The sequence below is a fragment of the Dactylosporangium maewongense genome, from assembly GCF_039531485.1.
Classification (GTDB): Bacteria; Actinomycetota; Actinomycetes; order Mycobacteriales; family Micromonosporaceae; genus Dactylosporangium; species Dactylosporangium maewongense.
In genome coordinates, this window is sequence record NZ_BAAAQD010000047.1 from 1 (window position 1) to 19,703 (window position 19,703).

General features: G+C 73.6%; 20 protein-coding genes. 10 read left to right on the forward strand and 10 right to left on the reverse strand.

Annotated features, from left to right (window positions below; genetic code table 11):
* Positions 1 to 304: 304 nt before the first annotated feature.
* Positions 305 to 1,042, reverse strand: a complete 738-nt coding sequence (locus tag ABD332_RS55460) for an aminoglycoside phosphotransferase family protein (protein WP_344514449.1) — start codon at positions 1,040 to 1,042, stop codon at positions 305 to 307.
* Between the two features lie 49 nt (positions 1,043 to 1,091).
* Complete coding sequence (locus ABD332_RS55465) at positions 1,092 to 1,511, reverse strand: SRPBCC family protein (protein ID WP_344514451.1); 420 nt, start codon at positions 1,509 to 1,511, stop codon at positions 1,092 to 1,094.
* Between the two features lie 23 nt (positions 1,512 to 1,534).
* Here ABD332_RS55465 and ABD332_RS55470 point away from each other — a divergent pair, with 23 nt between their 5' ends.
* The gene (locus ABD332_RS55470; protein WP_344514453.1) at positions 1,535 to 2,077 is read left to right on the forward strand and encodes a TetR family transcriptional regulator; all 543 of its coding nucleotides are present in this window, start codon (positions 1,535 to 1,537) and stop codon (positions 2,075 to 2,077) included.
* Between the two features lie 155 nt (positions 2,078 to 2,232).
* On the opposite strand, the gene ABD332_RS55475 is transcribed toward ABD332_RS55470, so the two are convergent.
* Positions 2,233 to 6,729: an FtsK/SpoIIIE domain-containing protein gene (locus ABD332_RS55475; RefSeq protein WP_344514455.1), complete on the reverse strand. Its 4,497-nt coding sequence runs from the start codon at positions 6,727 to 6,729 to the stop codon at positions 2,233 to 2,235.
* A 248-nt stretch (positions 6,730 to 6,977) separates the two neighbouring features.
* On the opposite strand from ABD332_RS55475, the gene ABD332_RS55480 reads away from it, so the two are divergent.
* Positions 6,978 to 7,640, forward strand: coding sequence for a tetratricopeptide repeat protein (locus tag ABD332_RS55480; protein ID WP_344514457.1), 663 nt, complete (start codon positions 6,978 to 6,980; stop codon positions 7,638 to 7,640).
* Between the two features lie 116 nt (positions 7,641 to 7,756).
* Here ABD332_RS55480 and ABD332_RS55485 read toward each other — a convergent pair whose 3' ends face one another.
* Positions 7,757 to 8,548, reverse strand: a complete 792-nt coding sequence (locus tag ABD332_RS55485) for a peptidoglycan DD-metalloendopeptidase family protein (RefSeq protein ID WP_344514459.1) — start codon at positions 8,546 to 8,548, stop codon at positions 7,757 to 7,759.
* Between the two features lie 96 nt (positions 8,549 to 8,644).
* Between ABD332_RS55485 and ABD332_RS55490 the strand changes: the two genes are divergently transcribed.
* Together ABD332_RS55490 and ABD332_RS55495 are read left to right on the forward strand one after the other, a co-directional pair.
* A complete protein-coding gene (locus tag ABD332_RS55490; RefSeq protein ID WP_344514461.1) occupies positions 8,645 to 9,592 on the forward strand; it encodes a LysR family transcriptional regulator in 948 nt (315 codons plus the stop codon).
* Positions 9,582 to 10,130, forward strand: a complete 549-nt coding sequence (locus ABD332_RS55495) for a DapH/DapD/GlmU-related protein (protein WP_344514462.1) — start codon at positions 9,582 to 9,584, stop codon at positions 10,128 to 10,130. Before ABD332_RS55490 ends, ABD332_RS55495 begins: the two co-directional genes overlap by 11 nt.
* A gap of 16 nt (positions 10,131 to 10,146) precedes the next feature.
* Here ABD332_RS55495 and ABD332_RS55500 read toward each other — a convergent pair whose 3' ends face one another.
* On the reverse strand, positions 10,147 to 10,581 hold the full coding sequence (locus tag ABD332_RS55500; RefSeq protein WP_344514464.1) for a hypothetical protein: 435 nt from the start codon (positions 10,579 to 10,581) through the stop codon (positions 10,147 to 10,149).
* 135 nt (positions 10,582 to 10,716) lie between these two features.
* Here ABD332_RS55500 and ABD332_RS55505 point away from each other — a divergent pair, with 135 nt between their 5' ends.
* Both ABD332_RS55505 and ABD332_RS55510 read left to right on the forward strand, forming a co-directional pair.
* Positions 10,717 to 11,874, forward strand: a complete 1,158-nt coding sequence (locus ABD332_RS55505) for a sensor histidine kinase (protein ID WP_344514466.1) — start codon at positions 10,717 to 10,719, stop codon at positions 11,872 to 11,874.
* Positions 11,871 to 12,512, forward strand: coding sequence for a response regulator (locus ABD332_RS55510; protein ID WP_344514467.1), 642 nt, complete (start codon positions 11,871 to 11,873; stop codon positions 12,510 to 12,512). Before ABD332_RS55505 ends, ABD332_RS55510 begins: the two co-directional genes overlap by 4 nt.
* A 28-nt stretch (positions 12,513 to 12,540) precedes the next feature.
* Here ABD332_RS55510 and ABD332_RS55515 read toward each other — a convergent pair whose 3' ends face one another.
* Together ABD332_RS55515 and ABD332_RS55520 are read right to left on the reverse strand one after the other, a co-directional pair.
* Positions 12,541 to 13,596: a hypothetical protein gene (locus ABD332_RS55515; RefSeq protein ID WP_344514469.1), complete on the reverse strand. Its 1,056-nt coding sequence runs from the start codon at positions 13,594 to 13,596 to the stop codon at positions 12,541 to 12,543.
* A 152-nt stretch (positions 13,597 to 13,748) separates the two neighbouring features.
* Entirely contained in the window at positions 13,749 to 14,039 is a 291-nt protein-coding gene (locus tag ABD332_RS55520) for a hypothetical protein (RefSeq protein WP_344514471.1), read from the reverse strand.
* Positions 14,040 to 14,134: 95 nt separating this feature from the next.
* Here ABD332_RS55520 and ABD332_RS55525 point away from each other — a divergent pair, with 95 nt between their 5' ends.
* From ABD332_RS55525 to ABD332_RS55540, 4 genes are read left to right on the forward strand one after another with little or no spacing between them, the layout of a single operon-like run.
* Complete coding sequence (locus ABD332_RS55525) at positions 14,135 to 14,584, forward strand: SRPBCC family protein (protein ID WP_344514473.1); 450 nt, start codon at positions 14,135 to 14,137, stop codon at positions 14,582 to 14,584.
* A gap of 56 nt (positions 14,585 to 14,640) precedes the next feature.
* Entirely contained in the window at positions 14,641 to 15,264 is a 624-nt protein-coding gene (locus ABD332_RS55530; protein ID WP_344514475.1) for a hypothetical protein, read from the forward strand.
* Entirely contained in the window at positions 15,222 to 15,434 is a 213-nt protein-coding gene (locus tag ABD332_RS55535; protein ID WP_344514476.1) for a hypothetical protein, read from the forward strand. Before ABD332_RS55530 ends, ABD332_RS55535 begins: the two co-directional genes overlap by 43 nt.
* Entirely contained in the window at positions 15,431 to 15,679 is a 249-nt protein-coding gene (locus tag ABD332_RS55540) for a hypothetical protein (protein WP_344514478.1), read from the forward strand. The genes ABD332_RS55535 and ABD332_RS55540 overlap by 4 nt, the downstream gene beginning before the upstream one ends.
* Here ABD332_RS55540 and ABD332_RS55545 read toward each other — a convergent pair.
* From ABD332_RS55545 to ABD332_RS55555, 3 genes are read right to left on the reverse strand one after another with little or no spacing between them, the layout of a single operon-like run.
* Entirely contained in the window at positions 15,676 to 17,613 is a 1,938-nt protein-coding gene (locus tag ABD332_RS55545; RefSeq protein ID WP_344514480.1) for an acyltransferase family protein, read from the reverse strand. The two genes, ABD332_RS55540 and ABD332_RS55545, sit on opposite strands and share 4 nt — an antisense overlap.
* A complete protein-coding gene (locus tag ABD332_RS55550) occupies positions 17,610 to 18,239 on the reverse strand; it encodes an arsenate-mycothiol transferase ArsC (protein WP_344514482.1) in 630 nt (209 codons plus the stop codon). The genes ABD332_RS55545 and ABD332_RS55550 overlap by 4 nt, the downstream gene beginning before the upstream one ends.
* Positions 18,236 to 19,687: a tyrosine-protein kinase domain-containing protein gene (locus ABD332_RS55555; protein WP_344514484.1), complete on the reverse strand. Its 1,452-nt coding sequence runs from the start codon at positions 19,685 to 19,687 to the stop codon at positions 18,236 to 18,238. Before ABD332_RS55555 ends, ABD332_RS55550 begins: the two co-directional genes overlap by 4 nt.
* Positions 19,688 to 19,703: the final 16 nt, after the last annotated feature.

Genomic DNA, 19,703 nt, shown 5'->3' on the forward strand with positions numbered 1-19,703 from the left:
GTGTAAGACCTCAACGAGAGTCCTCTCGGACGAGGCAGTCGTCGGTGAAGCAGGAACCCCCTGGGGTGACCCAGGGAATCCCCGCCCTTTAGGGCGGGGAGGACTGTCAAGGTAGCTCCTGCTTCGGCACACGCCGTCGGTCGGCGACCCGCGAAACTACCGCACCAGGGCAACCGCGCCGCGGTGCCCGCCCCCGCCGTGACGGTCGCCTTCAAGCACGACCCGACGGCCTGACGGAGCCGCAGGCCACCCGTCGGGATCGCCCGGGCCGGCCGACAGCCGGCGCTGCCGAGCGCCCATGGCGTCACATGCGGGCGCGGAGCACGTCTATCTCGCAGCCCGGTTTGGACGGGTCGAAGCCGTGCTCGACCAGCCAGCGGACGTTCAGCAGGCTGCGCAGCGACCACCACGCGCGGATCGCGTCGAGGTCGGCGCCGGGGCCGTAGCCGGCGATGACGTCGTCGAGGTGCTCCTCGTGGCCGAGCGTCAGGCTGGCGAGGTCGAACATGGCGTCGCCCCGGCTCGCCTCGGACCAGTCGAGCACGCCGGTGACCTCGTCGCCGTCGACGAAGACGTGGGAGATGTGCAGGTCGCCGTGGGTGAACGCGGGTGTCCACGGGCGGAGCGCGGCCTCGGCGACCTGGCGGTTGCGGGTGACGAGGTCGGTGGGGAGGACGTCGTTCGCGATGAGCAACGTGCACTCGGTGTCGAGGTCCGCGGCGATGGCGTCGACGGTGCAGCCGGGCCAGGGTGGCAGGGGCGCGTCGTGCAGCTTCCGCACGGTGGCGCCCGCCGCGGCCCACGCCGCCGGCGACGCGGTCGACGGCTCGCCGAGACGGCCGAGCGCCACCCCTGGGAGGGCGGCGAGCGCGAGCACGGGCGGCCTGCGCCACAGGACCTCCGGCGTCGGGACGGGCGCAAGGGTCATCGCCTCGACCTCGATGTCGACGCGTGCCTGATCGGTGTCGACCTTCAGGAACACGTCACCGACGCGCAGCGTCGCGCGCTCGTGATGGGCGATGACCACCTCGATCCGATCCATGGCTGCCATTTTCGTGCAAGGACCCCGGACGTCGCCACGCAATTGGGATTCAGCGGACGGCGGCCGCCTGGCGCGTGAAGCCTGCCGCCTCCTGGCGCAGCGAAGACCGCATCAGCCCGCCGAGCACCGCCATGACGCCGGACAGCGGGCCGTCGGTCTCGATGACGAGTCCCATCCGGGTGCCCGAGCCGGCCGGCTCCAGCAGGTGGCGGCCGGTCAGGCGCAGCCCCTTGCGGCTGGTCTCCCAGGTGAACTCGCGCTCCGGCTCGAGCCGGGTCACGGTCCAGACCGCGCTGCTCTGCGCCGGCTGCTTGATCCGGGCGGTGCTGCCGACCCGCAGCTCGCCGCCGTCGAGCCGCTCCAGCCGCTGCACGGTCGGCAGGAACTTCGGCCAGTCCTCGACCTCGGTGGTCAGGCGCCACATCAGGTCGACCGGCGCGTCAATTCGGGTGAATTCCTCGTAGCGCATGTGGCCACTGTACCATCTGGTACATGTCTGAGTCCCGTGACGATCTGCTCGCCCGCGTCCTCGAGTTCGCGGCCCGCGACGGGCTGGCCGACCGCAGCCTGCGGGAGATCGCGACCGGCGTCGGCACCAGCCACCGGATGCTGCTGTATCACTTCGGCTCCCGGGAGGGACTGCTCGCGGCCGTCGTCGGCGCGATGGAGGCCCAGCAGCGCGCCACGATGGCCGCCCTCGCCGAGACCGCGGCGACCCCGGCCGAGCTGATGACCGGCGTGTGGCAGGCCGTGTCGAGCCCCGAGGTCCGCCCGTTCGTGCGGCTCTTCTTCGAGGTGCTCGCCCTCACCACCCGCGGCGGCGCACCGGGACCGGACGGCCTCACCGCGAGCTGGCTCGACGACGCGGAGAAGGCCGGCGAACGCCTCGGCATCGAGACCGACCGGGCGTCGCTGCGGCTGGGCGTCGCCGTCACCCGCGGCCTGCTCGTCGACCTCGTCGCAGGCGAGGACCCGGCCGAGGTCGACGCCGCCTACGCCCTCTTCATCCAGCTCGCCGCCGACCCGAAGCAGTGATCGGGTATCGGGCGAGTTCGACGACCTGACCGTGACGGTGCCGTGCTGCCACGCCCGGACAGCGCTGGGGTTCGACTGGCCGTGCGGCTCCGCAAGGTTCGAGGCTGTGGCACCTGAAATCGTGGGGTCACGAACGGCCGTCTCAGCCGATCGAGTCAGCTGAAGGGGCGGACCTTTGCGAGGAGTTCGGTGGGGGAGCCGGTGAAGCCGGCGCCGGCCAGTTCGAGGGCCTGGGTGGCCGCGGCCGGTTCCAAAGCGTCGAAGCCGGCGGCCAGCAGCTCCGCCACGATCGAGCGGAGGCGGGGGACGGTCGTGGGGGCCGGGCCGGCCAGGGCGTCGGTGATGCCCAGCAGCTGCGGCACCCGCCGCGGGCGGGCCGCGACCAGTGCCGCCGCGTCGTCGGTGGTCGCGTAGGGGACCTGCACGGGGGCCATGCCGCGCGGGCGGATCAGCACGCCGCGGCCGGGTGGGTCGGCGGTCACGTACGCCTGCGGGATCTTCACCACGGTGTTGAACAGGTGGGCGCGCGGCTGGCGCGGGCCCAGCAGCAGGCCCGCGCCGGAGCGGCCGGCCTCTGCGGCGAAGCTGCCCGGCGGTGGTGCGGCCAGGTCGTCGACGGCGGCTGCGACGACCATCCCGAGGTGCGCGGGGTCCGTTTCGAGGAGGAACTCGCGCAGGACAGCGCCCGCGTCGCCGCGCAGCAGGTGCTCGGCGTCGTCGACGAGGACGACGCACCCGGTGGTGCCGGCGGCGGCGAGGGCCAGCTGCGCCTGGCGGACGGAGGGCTGCCGGACCCCCAGGATGGCCGCGACCCCCGGTACACCGGACAGCGCGTGCAACGGTGAGGTCCGCACCGGCGCGAGGATCACGACCTGCGTGCCGCGTGACAGCAGGTCCAGGGCGATGCCGAGCAGGGCGGTGCTGCGCCCGCTGCGCCGCTCGCCGGTGACGTAGAAGCCGGGGCCCTCGGCGGTCAGGTCGACGCCGAGCAGGTGCAGGTCGTCACCGCCGACGCCGGCCGGAACCCAGGACGGGGAGGTGCCGCCGGCGCCGGCCGGGATCCCGGACGGGGAGGAGTCACGGGGCAGGGTCGCGGCCGAGGCGACGCTGATCTGGTCCGGCAGCTCGTCGACCCGCCACGGGCGGATGGTGACCGCGGCGGCGGTGACACCGGGGTCGGCGACGGCGACCTGGACGATGCGGTGCCGGCCGGTGAGCCGGATCGCCTGCCCGGGGCGCTGGTCGCCGGGCACGGCGGTCGCCGGGATGCCGAGCAGCGCGTGGTCCCCGGGTGCGAACGGCAGCGCGAGCAGGTCCCGTGACGACTCGGTCAGCGCCCGGAAGCGGCCCGACGTCAGCAGTGCGCCGCTGCCGGCGACCGCGACGTGCACGCCGACGGCCGGGCCCTTGCGGGCGATGCGGACCAGCGCGTCGTACAGGGTGCCGTGGTCGACCTCGCCGAACGTCTGCAGCCATGTGTCCCAGTCGTCGACCAGCAGCAGCGTGCGGGGGCCGCCGCCGCGCTCCCGCTCGCGGATCAGCGCCTCGAGGCGGGCCAGCAGCCGCGCGCCGCGGTCCAGCTGGCCGGCGTCCACGACCGCGCCGCAGTGCGGCAGGGCCGCGAGGTCGCCCAGGGTGCCGCCGCAGTCCATCACATAGATGTGGATTTCGCCGGTACGAAGGGCCGCTGCCGCCACGGTCCGCAGGAAGGTGCTCCGGCCGGACCGGGGGCGGCCCGCGACGAGCAGGTTGGTGCCCTCGTGCAGGTCCCAGACGGCGGCGGGCTGGGCGCGCAGCTCCGGCTGGTCCTCCCGCCCGAACACCAGGCCGGACGGTGCGGACAGGGGCACCGAGGACAGCGGCAGCGCCGCCGACAGCTCGTCCAGCCATGGCCGCTCCGGTCCGCTCACCCCGGCGGCGGGCGCCGCCGCGCGGACCGCGTCGACGAGCACGTCCACGTCGCGGGCGGCGCTGCGGGCGGCGTCGGCCGGCGGGTACCCCAGGCGCGGCCACGGCGAGCGGATCAGCCGGACCCGTTCGCCGGGCGCGCGGCGGGTGCCGCCGCCGAGGAACGCGGACTGGAACAGCACCAGGTCGGTGTCCTCGCCGCGGCGCAGGTACGCCTGGCCCTTCCCGGTCAGGGTGCTGGCGTCGGGCCGGCCGATGACGTCGAGGGAGTGCTCGGCCGGCAGGTGCAGCGCGACCTGCAGGTTGATGTTGGGCCGGATCTCCGCCGGCACCACCCCGCGCGGCGTCTGCGTGCCGATGACCAGGTGCAGGCCGAGGGACCGGCCGACGGTCGCGACGTGCACCAGCCGGGTCAGGATCTCCGCCGGCAGCTGCTCCTTGAGCATCGCGAACTCGTCGATGACGACCAGCAGCCGCGGCAGCCGCGGCGGGCAGCCGGGCGGCAGGGTGCCGGCGTCGGCGCGCTGCTGGTACAGCTCCAGCTTCTCCACCCCGGCCGCCGCGAGGTACCGCTGCCGCCGGTCGAGCTCACCGGCGAGCGAGTCCAGCGCCCGCATCACCTGCCGGCCGTCGAGGTTGCTGATGCTGCCGACGGTGTGCGGCAGGTCGGCGAACGCCGCGAACGCCGCGCCGCCCTTGAAGTCGACGAGGACGAACCCGAGCTCGTCGGGGCGGTTGGCGAGGGCGAGCGCGCCGATGAGGCTCTGCAGGAACGCGGACTTGCCCCAGCCGGTCGCGCCGGCGACGAGCAGGTGCGGCCCGTGTGCGGCGATGTCGACGTTGAGCGGCCCGTCGCCGGTGCGGCCGATCGCGACCCGGGTCTGCCGCGGCCGGCGCCGCCACCGGGCGTCGAGGTCGGCCGTGTCGGCGAGGTCGAGCAGCGCCACCTCGGCCGGCATGCCGCCGCCGGCGTGCTGGGTCTCCGGGTCGCGCAGCGGCGCGAGCGCCCGCCCGGCCCGCTCCGCGGCGACGGCGCTGACCTGGTCGGCGACGACCCCGTCGAGGTCCGGCTGGTGCATGCGGCGCAGCCGGACCCGTGCGGCGTCGGTGAAGTCGACGGTGATCGGGCAGCGGTACGGCAGCTGCCCCACCGCGACGATGAACACGCCGGCGTCCGGGCCGTGGGCGAGGACGTCGGCGAGCCCCGGCACGTCGAACTCGGGCAGGTTGTCGACGACGACGAGCCAGTTGTGCCCGAACCGGCGCGGCTGCGCGTCGGGGCGGCGCCGGGCGGCGACGACCGCCGCCAGGGTCTCCACCTGGTGGGTGAGCGTCGCGGTGTCCACGCCGACGCGGGCGAGCGGACCGGTGTCGGGGCGGGCGTGTGGCAGCCACCGCACCCAGTCCCAGGAGGCGGCGGCGCCCGTGTCGTCGGCTGCGTCGCCGGCCCTGGTCAGCACGGCGACGCTGAGGTCGGCGGGGCCGCTCTGCACGACCGCCTGCAGCAGCAGCCACCGGGCCAGGGCGCGGGCCTGCGCGCGCGGGCCGGCGATCCCGACGGTGCCGGCCGTGCCGAGGTCCGCGAGGACCGGCACCTGCGGCTGCACCGGCTGCTGCACCGGTGGCGCGTCCGGGGAGGCGGACGGGTCGCGGACCGTGATCTGGCTCGGCTGGTCGGCCACGCCGATGCGCAGCCGCAGGAAGTCGTCGTGGGTCGGCCGGCGCTGCCACAGCCGCGCGTCGTGGTGCTGGGCGAGCAGGACGGTGCCGGCGACGTCCGGCGACTGCTCCAGCAGTCGCTGCCGCTCCTCGGTGAGCAGCGCGGTCAGCTCGGCCTGCCGGTCGTCGCTGGCGGTGCGGAACCGCTGCTGCTCCCGCCGGCTGTCGCTGCGCCCGCGCCACCACGTCCACACGCCGGTGGCCAGCAGCGTCACGGTGCTCACGCCGGAGAACAGCAGGAACATCGCGTTGTGCCACACGAGGAACGCGACCACGCCGAGGACGAGCCCGCCCGCGGCGCCGATGCCGACGGCGGCGGTCCCGCCGCGACGCTCGTCGGGGCGGCGCGGCAGGTCGACGGTGACCACCGGCGCGGCCGGCACGAACCGGTGCGGCCGGGTCACGCGCAGCGTGCCGTCCGGCAGGGGCCGCGCCGCGTCCGGCGCGTCGGTCGCCGGGGCGTCGGCCGGAAGGAGGTCAAGGACGAGCTCGTCGCGGCCGATCCGCAGCACCGCGCCCGGGACGAGCCGGGCGGGGGCGGTGAGCCTGGCCCCGTCGAGGGTGGTGCCGTTGGACGAGCCGGTGTCGGACACCTCGACCCCGCCGGGCCCGACCCGCAGCGCGGCGTGCCGGCGGCTGATCCCGGTGCCGGTCAGCTGCACGTCGTTGTCTGCGGTCCGCCCGATCGTGACGGTGCCCGTGCCGGGCAGCGCGAACACCACCCCGGCGTCGGGCCCGGCGACCACCCGCAGCCGCCGGCCGGCGGCCTGCCCGGTCGCCGGCGCGGCCGCGCCCGGACCGGTGCCGAGGGTGACGTGCAGGAGGGCGCCGGCTCGTACACCCGCATCCACCAGCGACGCGTCGGCGTCGAGGGGGCCGGCGGCCGTCGCCACCCCGACCTCGCCGGGCGTCGCGAAGTGCGCCGCCAGGGCCCGGGCCAGGTCCTCGACCCGCGCGTCCGGCTGCACCTCCGCGTGCAGCTCGTGCGCCGAACCGGACAACATCACCGTGACCGGGAACCGCACGCGTTTGCCCCCTCCAGAACCGTTGCGCTGAGGAAACTCGACGATCTCCACCGCGCGCAACGGTCCTCCGGTCAGTCCGGGCCGCCGTTCGTTGCGCCGCGGCCGTGTTCAACCGAGGTGCGGCCGCCAGTCGAACATGTCCGCGGGCGGTCGCCGGCATCGCCGCCTGCCTGACCGTTGACTGCGTTGCCGAACAGGCCGAGACTGCCGGAGCCGGCAGGACAGGGGCGACGGCGACGGGGGCGGCGATGAGCGGCGACGAACGGATCGAACGGGCCAGGGACGGCTACGCGCGGGCGGTGTACGGCGGCGACCCGGGCGGGCTGGACGGCGCCGAACGAGGACTGGACGCGGTCGAGGCCGACACGGCGCTGGCGCGCGGCCTGATCCTGCACGCGCGGTATCAGAACGCCGCCGCCGACACTGGTGCGTCGCCGACCGAGGACCCCGCCGAGCTGCGGCTGTTCGAGCGGGCGCTTGAGCTGTACCGGACGCTGGGGGACACCCGCGGCGAGGCCGAGGCGCTGTTCTGGGTCGGTTGCGTGCACCAGTTCATCCGGCATGACGACGAGGTCGCGGTGCCGTTCCTGGAGCGGTCCCGCCTGCTGGCGGAGCGGACCGGCGACAAGCCGACCTGGTCGGAGGCGCTGCGGCACCTGGGCATCGCGGCGCACCGGGCCGGCCGGCTGGACGAGGCACGCGAGCGCCTGGAGGAGTCCTCCCGCCTGCGCCGCGAGATCGGGGCCCTGCCGGGCGTGGCCTCCAACATGATCGGGCTGGCCTACATCGCCGCCGCCCAGGACCGCCGCGAGGACGCGCTCGCCACCCTCGACGAGGCGCACGCCCTCGCTGACGCCAACGGCGCCCACGCCATCGTCCGCCACATCGAGCAGGCCCGAGCGCAGCTCTGACGGGCGGATCCGCGTAGCCTGACGGCCCGCATTGCTACCCGTGACCATCCGCAGGCGCTCACGCGGGTCCCGGCCTGCGCCAGGACGGGACCCGCACCGGGACCGCCGCGCGGCGGTCAGCAGCGTGGCACGCCGGGGATGAAGCCGTCGTAGCCGGTGAGGACGTAGGCGTCGGCGATGAACCGGCCGGAGCCGATCCGGTCCCAGATGTTGCTGGTGCCGTACGTGCCGTCGACCGTCGTGCCCGTCGTCTGGCAGCCGATCGTCACGGCGACCCCGTCGGCGACCGTGTCGACGGGGGCGTAGTTCGTGCCGGGGCCGGACCGCACGGTCAGCGGCGTGCCGGAGGTGTTCACCGTGCCGTTCGCGGAGCCGGACGGGCACCCGTTGTCGCTGGTGTAGTTCTTCGTGCCCCAGTACAGCGCCTGCGTGCCGTTGAACTTGATCTTCACGGCGGTGCCGCCGGAGCGCTGCTCGTAGTGCAGGTGGGGTCCGGTCGAGCCGCCGGTCGTGCCGACGTAGCCGATGACCTGGCCGTAGCGGACGGTCTGGCCGACGGACGCGTTGAAGCGGCTCAGGTGGGCGTAGTAGGTGGTGTACCCGCCACCGTGGTCGATCCGCACGTACTTGCCGTAGCTGGTGTTGCCGAGGTCGGTCACCCGGTCGACGGTGCCGGACGCGCTGGCCACGACGGGGTCGCCGTCGTCGTTGGCGCGGTTGAAGTCGATGGCGTTGGCGGGGCTGTGGTCGGAGCGGGTCTGACCCGACCACACCTGGCCGCACGGGAACGGGACCTTGAACGTGGGCGCCGCGAGCGCGGCGGTCACCGGGACGACCGCGGCGGCGGCACCCACCATGACGGTGAAGGCGCGGATCATTGCGCGCCGGGACGGACGCAGATTCACCATGCGCCACACGATATCGTCAGATATCTATGAATACGCCTAAAGGTTTCGGCAAGACATGAGCCACAACCATCGGTTGTACGTGTTTACGGTGTACCGGTGGACACGGAGGGGCTGCGGTCGTTCGTCCGGGCGGCCGAGCTCGGGCAGTTGCGCCATGCGGCGCTCGAGCTGGGGGTGACGCAGCAGGCGGTCTCGAAGCGGATCGCCGCGCTGGAGCGGGAGCTGGGCGTGCGGCTGTTCAACCGCACCGCCCGCGGCGTGGAGCTGACGCCCGACGGGCAGGCGTTCCTGCCGCACGCCCGGGGGATCGTCGCGGCGGTCGAGCGGGCCGTCACCGCCGTCAGACCCGGCTTCCGGGCGCTGCGGATCGACGTCCTCGGGCTGCGCAGCGCGCAGGCGGTGGTGCTGCACGAGTACTGGCGGTCGCACCCCGGCACGAACCTCGACGTGGTGACGCTGCGGGTCGACGATCCGCGGACGGCGGCCGCCGCCGTCGCGGCCGGTGACGTGGACGCCTCGTTCCGGACCGTCACCGAGCCCGCCTCGCTGCCGCACGAGCTACGGATGATCCACGCGTTCGACTCGCCGCTGGAGCTGCTCACCGGGCCGCGGCACCCGCTCGCCGCCGCGCGGGAACTGACGCCGGAACAGCTGCGCGGGCACCGGATCTGGGTGCCGGGCATCGCGCCGCGCAGCGAGTGGGCCGACTTCTACGACCAGCTGACCATCGCCTTCGACCTGCGCCTGGACGCGGCGGGACCACACTTCGGCGACGAGGTCCTCCTGGACGTCCTCGCCGGGTCCGCGGACGTCGCCACACTCGTCGGCTCGCGCGACCGGTACATCTGGCCGACCGGCCACGACCTGCGCCGCATCCCCATCGTGGACCCCGCGATCGTCTACCCGATCTCGCTCATCCTGCCGCGGACCAACCCGCACCCGGGGCTCCGCGGGATCGTCTCGCACCTCGACACCCTGCCGAAGCCCGCCGCGCCGCTCTGGCGACCGTCATGGACCGTGGAAGGACCACCACATGCCCGATGACCTGCTCATGCGCATCCGCAGCGCGGAGTTCCAGGCGATGTCCGAGCGGGTGCTGCGGGTCACCGAGCTCACCTCCCGCCTGAACGTCCTGCCGTTCGACGACGAACGGGGCAAGGCGGAGCTCCTCGAACAGATCCTCGGCCGGCCGCTGCCCGCGAAGGTGACGATCTACCCGCCGTTCTACACCGACCACGGCCTGCGCCTGGAACTCGCGGAGCGGGTGTTCATCAACCAGAACTGCACGTTCCTCGACTACGCCGGCATCCGGCTCGGCGAGCGCGTGATGATCGGCCCGAAGGCCACGTTCATCACCGTCGGCCACCCCGTCGACCCCGCGCCGCGCCGGGAGTGGCTCACCGGCGCGCCGATCGACGTGGCCGAGAACGTCTGGATCGGCGCCGGCGCCACGATCCTGCCCGGCGTCACCATCGGCCGCGACGCCGTCATCGCGGCGGGCGCCGTCGTGGCCGACGACGTCCCGGCGGCGACGCTGGTGACCGGCCCCAAGGCCACCGTGCGCCGGAAGTGGCAGGGCTGAGGCGTGTTCCGCCGCGCTACGCCCCCGGCTTTCGCGCGGCGACGGCGGTGGGCGCCGATGCTGCCGGCCCGGGTTCCATGGACGACCGGACCGTACGCAGGTTCGTGCGGACCGCGACGCTGAGCATGAACACGCCGCACACGGCCTGCTCGACACGCAGCCAGGTCGGGAACGCGTTCGGCCAGGCGACGACGCCGACGATGGCCGCCAGCACCACCATCGAGATGATGCGCAGCCGGCGGAACGAGCCCCGATCGCCGGCGGCCGCGCGGCGGGCCAGGAAGAGCAGCACCGCCGCGCTCGCCGCGACCAGCGGCGTGCGGATCCAGACGGCCGAGGTGACGAGCGCCGGGTTGTGACGCATCACCACCGCGGCGACGACGGTGGACAGGCTGATCGTCAGGAAGGCTGCCAGCAGCTTGACGACGGTGTGCAGGTGGTCGTTTCCCATGCCGCCCAGACTGCTTCCCAGGGGCGCGGTGAGGCATCGGCGCGCGGGTAGAAGTCGTCTCTCCACCCGCAGGTGGAGACGCGCCTCTACCGACGGGTCGACGCCGGCACGGCGGCACCCGTTTAGGGTCGAAGGGTGCAGACGGAGGATCCCGCGTTGACCCGTCTCCGGGTCGTACGGTGGATGCAGTTGCTGACGCCGCTGATGCTGGCATGGTTCGTGTGGGCCGCGGCCACCGCCGAGCCCGGATTCGGGCTGACCGGGAAGCGGCTGATCGTGGTGCTGGCCACCGCCGTGTTCGTGACCGGGGTGTTCGGCCGCAACGCGACCACCGAGCTGCCGGTCCGACCGGCGCATGTGGTCTTCGTCGGGGCGATGCTCGTCAGCTCGGTGGCGCTGGTGGCGGTGCAGCCGGGCGGTCCGGGCTCGGTGGCGGTGCTGGTCGCGGTGCTGTGCGCGGCGACCGCGCTGATGCCCGTCCGGGTGGCCGTCCCGGCGTTGATCGTGGCGTTCGTGGTGCTGGAGATGGTGGCCTCGATCACCGGGCAGGACTTCGGCTTCCTGGCCGTGCTCGCCGGGTTCGCCGTGCTGTTCGGCCTGCTGTACCTGGCGTTCCGGTTGGCCGAGTCGCAGCGTGAGACCAAGCGGCTGCTCGCCCAGCTGGAAGAGGGCCAGGCGGCGCTGGCCGAGGCGGCCGGGCTGGCCGAGCGGCAGTGGCTGGCCCGGGAGATGCACGACGTGCTCGCCCATTCGCTGTCCGGGCTGCTGCTGCACCTGGAGGGGGCGCGGATGCTGATCACCGAGGATCCGACCGACCCGCGCGTGCCCGTCGCCGTCGACCGCGCCCACCACCTCGCCCGCACCGGCCTGGAGGAAGCGCGCCGGGCCATCGGCACACTGCGCGACGACGACCTGCCCGGACCCGACCGGCTCGCCGCACTGGCCGAGCAGTTCACCCGCGACCAGGCCGTGCTGTGCGACTTCGCGGTGTCCGGCGAGCCGCACCCGCTGAAACCGGAGGCCCGGCTGGCCCTCTACCGGGTGGCGCAGGAGGCGCTGACCAACGTGACCAGGCATGCGTCGCCGACGCGGGTCTCGCTGCGGCTCGCCTACGAGTCGACGGACACCCGCCTGACCGTGGAGGACTTCGCCGACCGCCCGCCCGTGATCCCGGCCGAGACCGACGGCTACGGGCTGACCGGGATGCGCGAACGGGCCGAACTGCTCGGCGGCACCCTCAGCGCGGGCGCCACCGGCCACGGGTTCCGGGTCGAGCTGGTGGTGCCGGCATGATCCGGGTGCTGATCGCCGACGACCAGCGGGTGGTCCGCGAAGGGCTGAGCATGGTGCTCGGGTTGATGAAGGGCTTCGAGGTGGTCGGCACGGCCGCCGACGGCGACGAGGCGGTCACGCTCGCCCAATCCCTGCGACCCGATGTCGTGCTCATGGACCTGCGGATGCCCCGCTGCGACGGGATCGAGGCCACCCGCCGCCTGCGCACCGAGGCGCCCGAGGTCAAGGTGGTCGTGCTGACCACGTACTCGGACGACCGGTCGGTGCTGGACGCGTTCCGGGCCGGCGCCCGCGGCTACCTGACCAAGGACGCCGGCGGCGCACAGATCCACGAGGCGCTGCAACAGGTCCTGGACAACCACGCCGCCATCGACCCGGCCGTACAACGGCACCTCATCGATGCGATCGCCACCGCGCCGCCGCCACGGCCGGCGTTCCCGGACGGTCTCACGCCCCGCGAGGCGGAGGTGCTGTCGCTGATGGCCGGCGGCCTGTCCAACGCCGAGATCGCCGCCCACCTGGTCGTCAGCGAAGGCACCGTGAAGAGCCACGTCAACCACCTGTTCACGAAGATCGGCGCCCGCGACCGCGCCCAGGCCGTCACCTACGCCTTCCGTCACGGCTTGAACGCGTCATGAACCATCCCTGAAGGGGCCGTCGGCCGGGTCAGAAGACGTAGAAGCAGTAGTCGAAGCGGCGGCCTCGGTCGTAGATGGCACGCAGCCAGGGCCGCCTGACCTCGGGCAGGCGGGCCAGTACCTTGAGGAAGATCCGCCCGTCCGGATCGAGCCGGTGACTGGGGAACAGCGGCGGCAGCGCCTCCGGCGGGATCGGAACCGACAGCCCGACCGGTTTGACGTCGCGGTGGAACGCGAGGTGCCGCCATACGTCCCAGGCCAGCGGGACCGGCTTCACCGGCCGGGCCACCGGCCAGTGTTCGCCGGTCTGCGGATGCTCCGGGACGAGGGCGAGGTGGCCGTCGGCGGCCGGAAGGCCGGGCCCGGCCAGGACCAGGGTGCACTCGGACCGCGCGTTGACCGGGTCGACGAGACGGTCGAGGGTGGGCCGGAAGATGGCGGCGACCCGGTGATCCGGGATCAGGATCGGGTCGCCGCCCGAGGCGGCCAGCAGGTGCGCCAGCGCCGAGGCGACGGCGGCCGTCCACATCGGGTGCCAGCCGCCGTCCGGTTCGGACGGCGGGATGCCGGGCCGCTGGTCGATCAGGTCCCTCCAGTCGAGCACCGGGTGCGGACCGGGACCCTCCTCGATCACGTGGGTTGTCAGCGGCTCCAGCCACACCGCCTGCCACAGGCCGCAGTCGTCGATCCGGGTGGCCACCGGCGTGCCACAGGTGACGCAGACCATGTTGGGTTCGCTGCCGTCGAGGCCGCAGCATGCGGAGTCGCCCACCAGCGCCGGATCGATGAAGACGCCGCGGACGTCCCCCGGGGCGAGCAGCACCTGGCCGGCCGGTCCGTCGGAGATGGCGAACCTCGGCGCGTACCAGCCAAGTGCCTCGGCCTCACCAGCTTCGAGCTCGGCCCACCGGCGCCCCGGCGAGCCGGAGGGCAGCGGATCCATCGCGAATGTGCCGGGTTCCAGCAACGGGTCGAGTGAACCCGGCCCGTTGCCGTACCTCTGATACGTGTGGACGGGAAGCGCCACCCTTGACACCGGAACCGTCAGAGCGGCTCCGCAGCTCCGGCAGCCGTGAACCGTCATGTGACCGGCTCCCTCGCTGCGTCGGAGGACCGGTCCTCTTGGTCAGCGGGCGTCACGGCGTGAGGTTACCGATCTCGAGGATGCCCGGCCACGGAGTTGATGCGCCTCTGTGTTCGGAGGTCGCCGGCGGGAACTTCAAGCGGCTCTGTGCCTCAGTCGTCCTCGATGTATCCGGTGGCGGGGTCGACCTGGGCCAGGAAGCCGCGGATGTGCTCTCTGTGCTCGTCGAGTGACAGGTTCGGGGTCGGACTCACGCCGAATCCGTAGCCGGGGTTCGGCCCGCTCAGCCACGCGTAGTCGGTGCCGCCGAACTCGTTCGGGGTGAGGGCGAAAAGCTCTCCGTCAACTTCAAGCGTGAGTGAAGTCGCACCTTCGGTCACGGGGCACACGCCGGGCACGGCATTCGGATCGCCATCACCGTTGTCTGGGTAGATCGCCTTCACTCGACCATCTTCCCGCGCCTGCACGCCGGCGTTCCTGCTATAAACCGGCCGGAAGCGGGAAGACTGCGGATCTCCGGCGTCGAAGGGAGACGGCAGTGGCCAAGCGACGCAAGCTCGTCCGCACCTCACCCGATCGCGTCTTCGCGGTCCTGGCGGATGGCTGGATGTACGCCAGCTGGGTGGTCGGTGCGTCCCACATCCGGGACGTCGACGAGGGCTGGCCGGCGGTCGGGACCCGCCTGCACCACCAGGTCGGGCCGTGGCCGCTGCACATCACGGACGTGACCTCGGTGCGGGCGGTGGTCCCGGGCCAGATGCTCGAGCTGCACGCCCGGGCGTGGCCGATCGGCGCGGCGACGGTGCGGCTGGACCTCGAACCGGTCGAGGGAGGCACCCGGGTGACCATGGTGTACGAGCTGACCGAGGGCATCGGCCGGTACCTGCCGCGCCGGGTCCAGACGGCGCTGCTCGGCCCACGCAGCGCCGAGATGCTCTCCCGGCTGGCCGACATCGCCCTCCGGCGGCGAATCCCGGCCGTTTACTGACCTGGCGGCAGCGTCAGCTCTAGGGATCAGGCGCACGATGTGCCAAGATCATGCCCGTGGCGATCGACCATGACGTGCGTGCGGGGGCGGACTGGGCCGTGGAAGTGCTGACGGCGGCCGGCTACCGCGCCGACTTCTCACCGTCGTCGTTGTGGGAGATCGAGCGGTTCCTGAACGCGGAGGCGCCGGACGGCCGCCCGCGCTCGCGTGGCCTGCTCGGCAAGGACCTGGACGTTCGGGTGGCCATGCTGGGCGGCTACGTCGGCGAGGTGATCCGGCGCCGGGTGGGCGGCACCTGGGTCCGCGACGGTGACCACGCCGCCCTGGACCTGCCCGGCGGCGCCCGGATCTGGCCCGCGCAGCAGGTGATGCACCGCCTCGCCACCGGCGCCGGCGGCAGCCTCACCGCCTACGCGTCGGCAGCCGGCGCGGACCCGGGCCCGTCGACGCCGGTCCTGCAGTGCCGCTGCTGCGGTGCGGTGCCGGCCGCGGACACCAAGTTCCGCGCCGTCCAGTCCGTGCTGATCTGGATCGGCTACACCCGGGCCCGGGCCCGTTCTGCCGCGACTGTGGCACCGCCGTCTTCCGGGACCTCCAGCAGAAGATGTTCACGTTCGGCTGGTACGGCATCTTCGCCGTGGCCGCGCCGATCGTCCTGCTGCTCAACTGGGCCGCCATGACGAAGGTCACCGCGCTGGCGGCCCCGGCCGCGCAGCCGGGCGGTACACCCGTCCGGCCGATGGACGCCGGTCGGCCGCTGCTGCGCAGGCCGCAGGTGATTGCCGGCATCCTCGCCCCGATCGTGCTGCTGACCGCCTTCGCGATCCACGCCCGTTCGACTGGCCCGTGACCGGGGGTCTGCTGCCATCGTCGGGGCCGGACGCGCGTCGCGCGTGTGGCAAGGCCGGTGACTGCGTCATCACGCCGAACCCCCGCGACGCCTACTACAGTCCGGGCGAGGGTGACCGCGCGGTCGGCGTGGAGCTCGGCGGCGGCGTGTTCAGCGTCGTCGTGTGGATGTCGGACACGAGCGACGCGTTCAGCAAGAAGGTCGCCATCGAGGTGTTCCGCGCCGCCCGCCCGAAGGTCGCCTAATCGCCGGGCGCCAGCAACGGAGCCATCCGGGCGACGAACCAGCGGGCGCCGTCGGCGGAGAAGTGCAGGCCGTCGACGCGCAGCAGGACGCCGTCGACGATGGGACGGCAGGTGCCGCCCGGGCACACCGACTCCTGCAGCGTCGCCAGGGTCACGCCGGGCACCTCGTCCCGGACGGCGGCGTAGATCCGGTTCGTGGCCTCGGTCAGCGGGTCCGGCGCCGCGCTGCACGCCGGCGGGGCCGGGTCGCGCAGGCAGTCCGGGCCCGCCGGGACGAGCGGCAGGACGGCGACCAGCACCAGCTTCGCCCCCGCGCGCGTCACGGTCTGCGCGAACGCCCGCAGGTGCTCGTGGACGTCGGCCTTCCAGCGGCTCGACAGGGGCTCGACCCGCTCGCCGGACGGGGTGAGATGCGTGATGAGCTCCCACCGCGAATACGCGATGACCAGATCGGGACGGTGCTCGTCGAGGAGCCGCCGGATGCGGGCCGGCGTCTGCGCCGCGCACTGCCGCATGAACGGTTTCGGCTGGGCGCCGTCGGTGTTGAGCAGGCCGGTGAGCCCGCAGCCGTTGTGGGCGGCGAGCACGTAACCCCAGCCGTTGCGGGCGGCGAGGTCGGCGATGCCGGGGTCGAGCGACCGGGCGATCGAGTCGCCGACGACGGCGACGGTACGGCCGGTCCCTTCGGGCAGGGTCCGGACGCAGATCGACGTCGTGTCGGGGCAGATCGCCCCGGTCGCGGAGCCGGCGGCGACCGCGTGCTCGCCGGCGGTCCGCGCGGCGTCGACCTGCTGGGCCTGGTAGCCGGTCGCGTAGGTGGTGGCGGTCACCGCGAGCGTCGCGCAGGCGGCGAGGGCCGCCACGGCCGCGGTGACGAACCTCGTCCCGGTCCGGCAGGCGGCTCGGGGCCGCCCGCGCAGGACCGGGCGCTCGACCAGCAGGTATGAGCCGGTCGCGAGCAGCAGGGTGACGGCCACGGCGACGGCGGCGGTCCCGGCACCGGACAGGTGCCAGGGCAGCGCGTGCGGCGTGAAGGCGATGACCGGCACGTGCCACAGGTAGATGCCGTACGAGACGCGGCCGGTGCCGCGCAGCGGCGCGGTGGCGAGCAGGCGGGCGACGGGCGTGTCGGGGGCGCTCTCGACACCCCAGATGAGGGCGGCGAAGACGACCGATGCCAGCGCCGCGCCGCCGCGGTAGTAGAACGGTGCCGCGTCGTGGACGAGCAGCATCAGCCCGGCGCAGGCGGCGAGCGCGAACGGCGTGACCAGCCGCGCGCCGGCGGCGCGCCGCGCGACGAGCGCCAGGGCCGCGCCGATGAGGAGCTCCTGGGCCCGGGCGTCGGTGCCCGCGTAGGCGCGGATCGGGTTGCCGGGGTCGTAGGTGACGGCCATGATCAGTGCGCTGGCGGCGGCCAGTACGGCCAGCAGGGTGGCGGCCGTGGCGGGCCGGGGGCGGCGCCGGTGGACCGGCAGCAGCACCAGCGGCCACAGCAGGTACCACTGCTCCTCGACCGCCAGCGACCACATGTGCCGCAGCGGTGACGGCGCGGCGGTCTGCGTGAAGTACGACAGCGGCGCGGTGATGTCCTGCCAGTTGGCGTAGTAGCAGAGGGCGGCGATGAGGTCGCCCCTGCGGTCGGCCCAGAGCCCGGCGGGTTCCCAGTGGCGGACGGCGACGGCGACCGCGGCGACCATCAGCAACAGCGCCGGCAGCAGACGGCGGCCGCGCCGGATCCAGAACGCGATGACGTCGACGGGACCGTTGCGGGCCTCGCGCAGGAGCAGGCCGGTGATGAGATAGCCGGAGAGGACGAAGAACAGGTCCACGCCGAGGAACCCGCCCGGCAGCAGCCGCGGGTCGAGGTGGTAGGCGACGACGGCGGCGACCGCGACGGCGCGGAGGCCGTCGAGGGCGGGCCGCCGGTCGGTCACCGCGGTCCGCTCAGCGCGTGCAGGATCACCTGTACCGCGCGGTCGATCGCGGTCGCGCAGTCGTCGAAGGCGTCCAGGGTCCGGTCCGGGTCGGGGATGTCGTCGGGCGCCACGCTGGACCCGGTCGCGCACCGGGTGCGCCCGCGGCGGCGCACCGCGGCGGCGACCCGCTGCTGTGCCAGCGCGACCGGATCCTCGGGCAGGTCCGGGTCGGCCTCGTGCGCACCGCCGCCGTCCGGCGGGGCGAGGCGGGCGAACTCGTTGATGGTGAACGTGCGGCGGACGGCCGCGGGGTGCAGCGCGAGGACGTCGTCGCGTTCGCGGACGGTGGCGGTGAGCACGAGGTCCGCCCCGCGGATCGCGACGGCGGTCAGCCGGCTGGTCGTGAACGCCGCCGGAGAGGCGCCCCGGGCCGTGAGGACCTGCGCGGTGTACGGGTGCATCGGCTGGCGGTCACGTCCGCGGGTGCCGGCACTGTGGACGTGGAAGCGGTGGGACAGCGCCGGCGGCCACTCGGTGATGGCGCGCTGCGTCAGGTGCTCTGCGAGGACCGAGCGGCAGAGGTTGCCGACGCAGACGTACAGGATGCGGAACTGGCGGTCGGTGGCGGTGATGCTGGTGTTCACAGCCGGATGGCGATCTTCTCGCGCAGGCCGGTGAGGCGTCCGGCGAGCGTGCCGACGGAGGTGGCGGCGTGCCCGGCGGAGTAGGCGTCGTAGTAGTTGTAGGCGTCCTCGGTGTGCCGCGGCGTCATGTTCAGGATGAAGCCGAGCACGTCGACCTCGGCACGGCGTAGCGCCGCGGTCGCCTTGCCGACCTGGTCCCGGCGGGTGTGGCCGTGGCGGACGACGAAGATCGCGCCGTCGCTGAGGGCGGACAGGACGATCGCGTCGGCGACGGGCAGGACCGGCGGGGTGTCGATGATGACCATGTCGTACCGGGAGCGCAGCTCGTCCAGCAGCCGCCGCATGTGGTTGGAGCCGATGAGCTTGCTCGGGTTGGGCGGGACCGGACCGCTGGCCAGCACGGAGAGGGACGTGTCGCCCCACGGCTGGATGACGTCGTCGAGCTCCGCCTGGCCGATCAGGACGCTGGTGAGGCCGGCGCCCGACGGCACGCCGAGGTAGCCGGCGGCCTGCGGGCGGCGGAGGTCCGCGTCGATGAGCAGGACGGAGCGCCCGGACTCGGCGATCGACAGGGCCAGGTTGCACGACGTGACGGACTTGCCCTCGGCGGGCACGGAGCTGGTCACCACGACGACCTTGGTGCGCTGGTCGGCGTCCATGAACTGCATGCTGGTCTGCACCTGGCGGTACGCCTCGACCTGGCGGCCGCTGGAGTCCTCCTCGGTGACGGCGGCGATGCCGGTCTGGTCCGGGTTGCGCGGGATCACGCCGAGCAGCGACGTGCCGGTGATCTCCTCGGCCTGCTCGGTGGTCTTGATCGAGGTGTCCATGGCGTGCCGGACGGTGGCGAGGGCCGCGCCGGCCAGCAGCCCGGCGAGCGTCGCCAGCGCCAGGTTGTGCAGCGGCCGCGGTGAGACCGGCACGCCGGGCAGGTCCGCGGGGCTGACCACGCTGACGTGCACGGGTGACGGGCTGCCGTCGGGGGTGGCCTCGAGGGTCGGGACGAGCCGGATGAACTCGTCGGCGACGGCGTCGGTGATGCGCTGCGCCTGCTGCGGCGAGGTGTCGGTGACGCGGATGGTCAGCAGCACGGTGTCCTCGAGCGTGTCGGTGCTGACCCGCGCGGCGAGGGCGTCCGGCGTGACGGCCAGGTCGAGCTTGTCGATGACGCTGCGCATGACCCGCTTGTCGCGCACGATCACCGAGTACGACTTCACCTTCTGCTGGGACAGCAGGTCGGCCTGGTACGCCTTCGCCGCGTCGCCGCCGTCGGCCCACGCGGACACGAACAGCGTGGTTCTGGCCTCGTACCAGGGTGTCTGGCGGGCGGTGAGCACCATGCCGACGGCGATCGCGGCCAGGACGGTGGCGACCACGGACTTCCAGCGCTCGCGCAGCAGCGGCAGGATCGAGCGGAGCTCCAAGGCCGGGCCTCTTTCGGGTTTCATCGTGTGCGGGACGGTG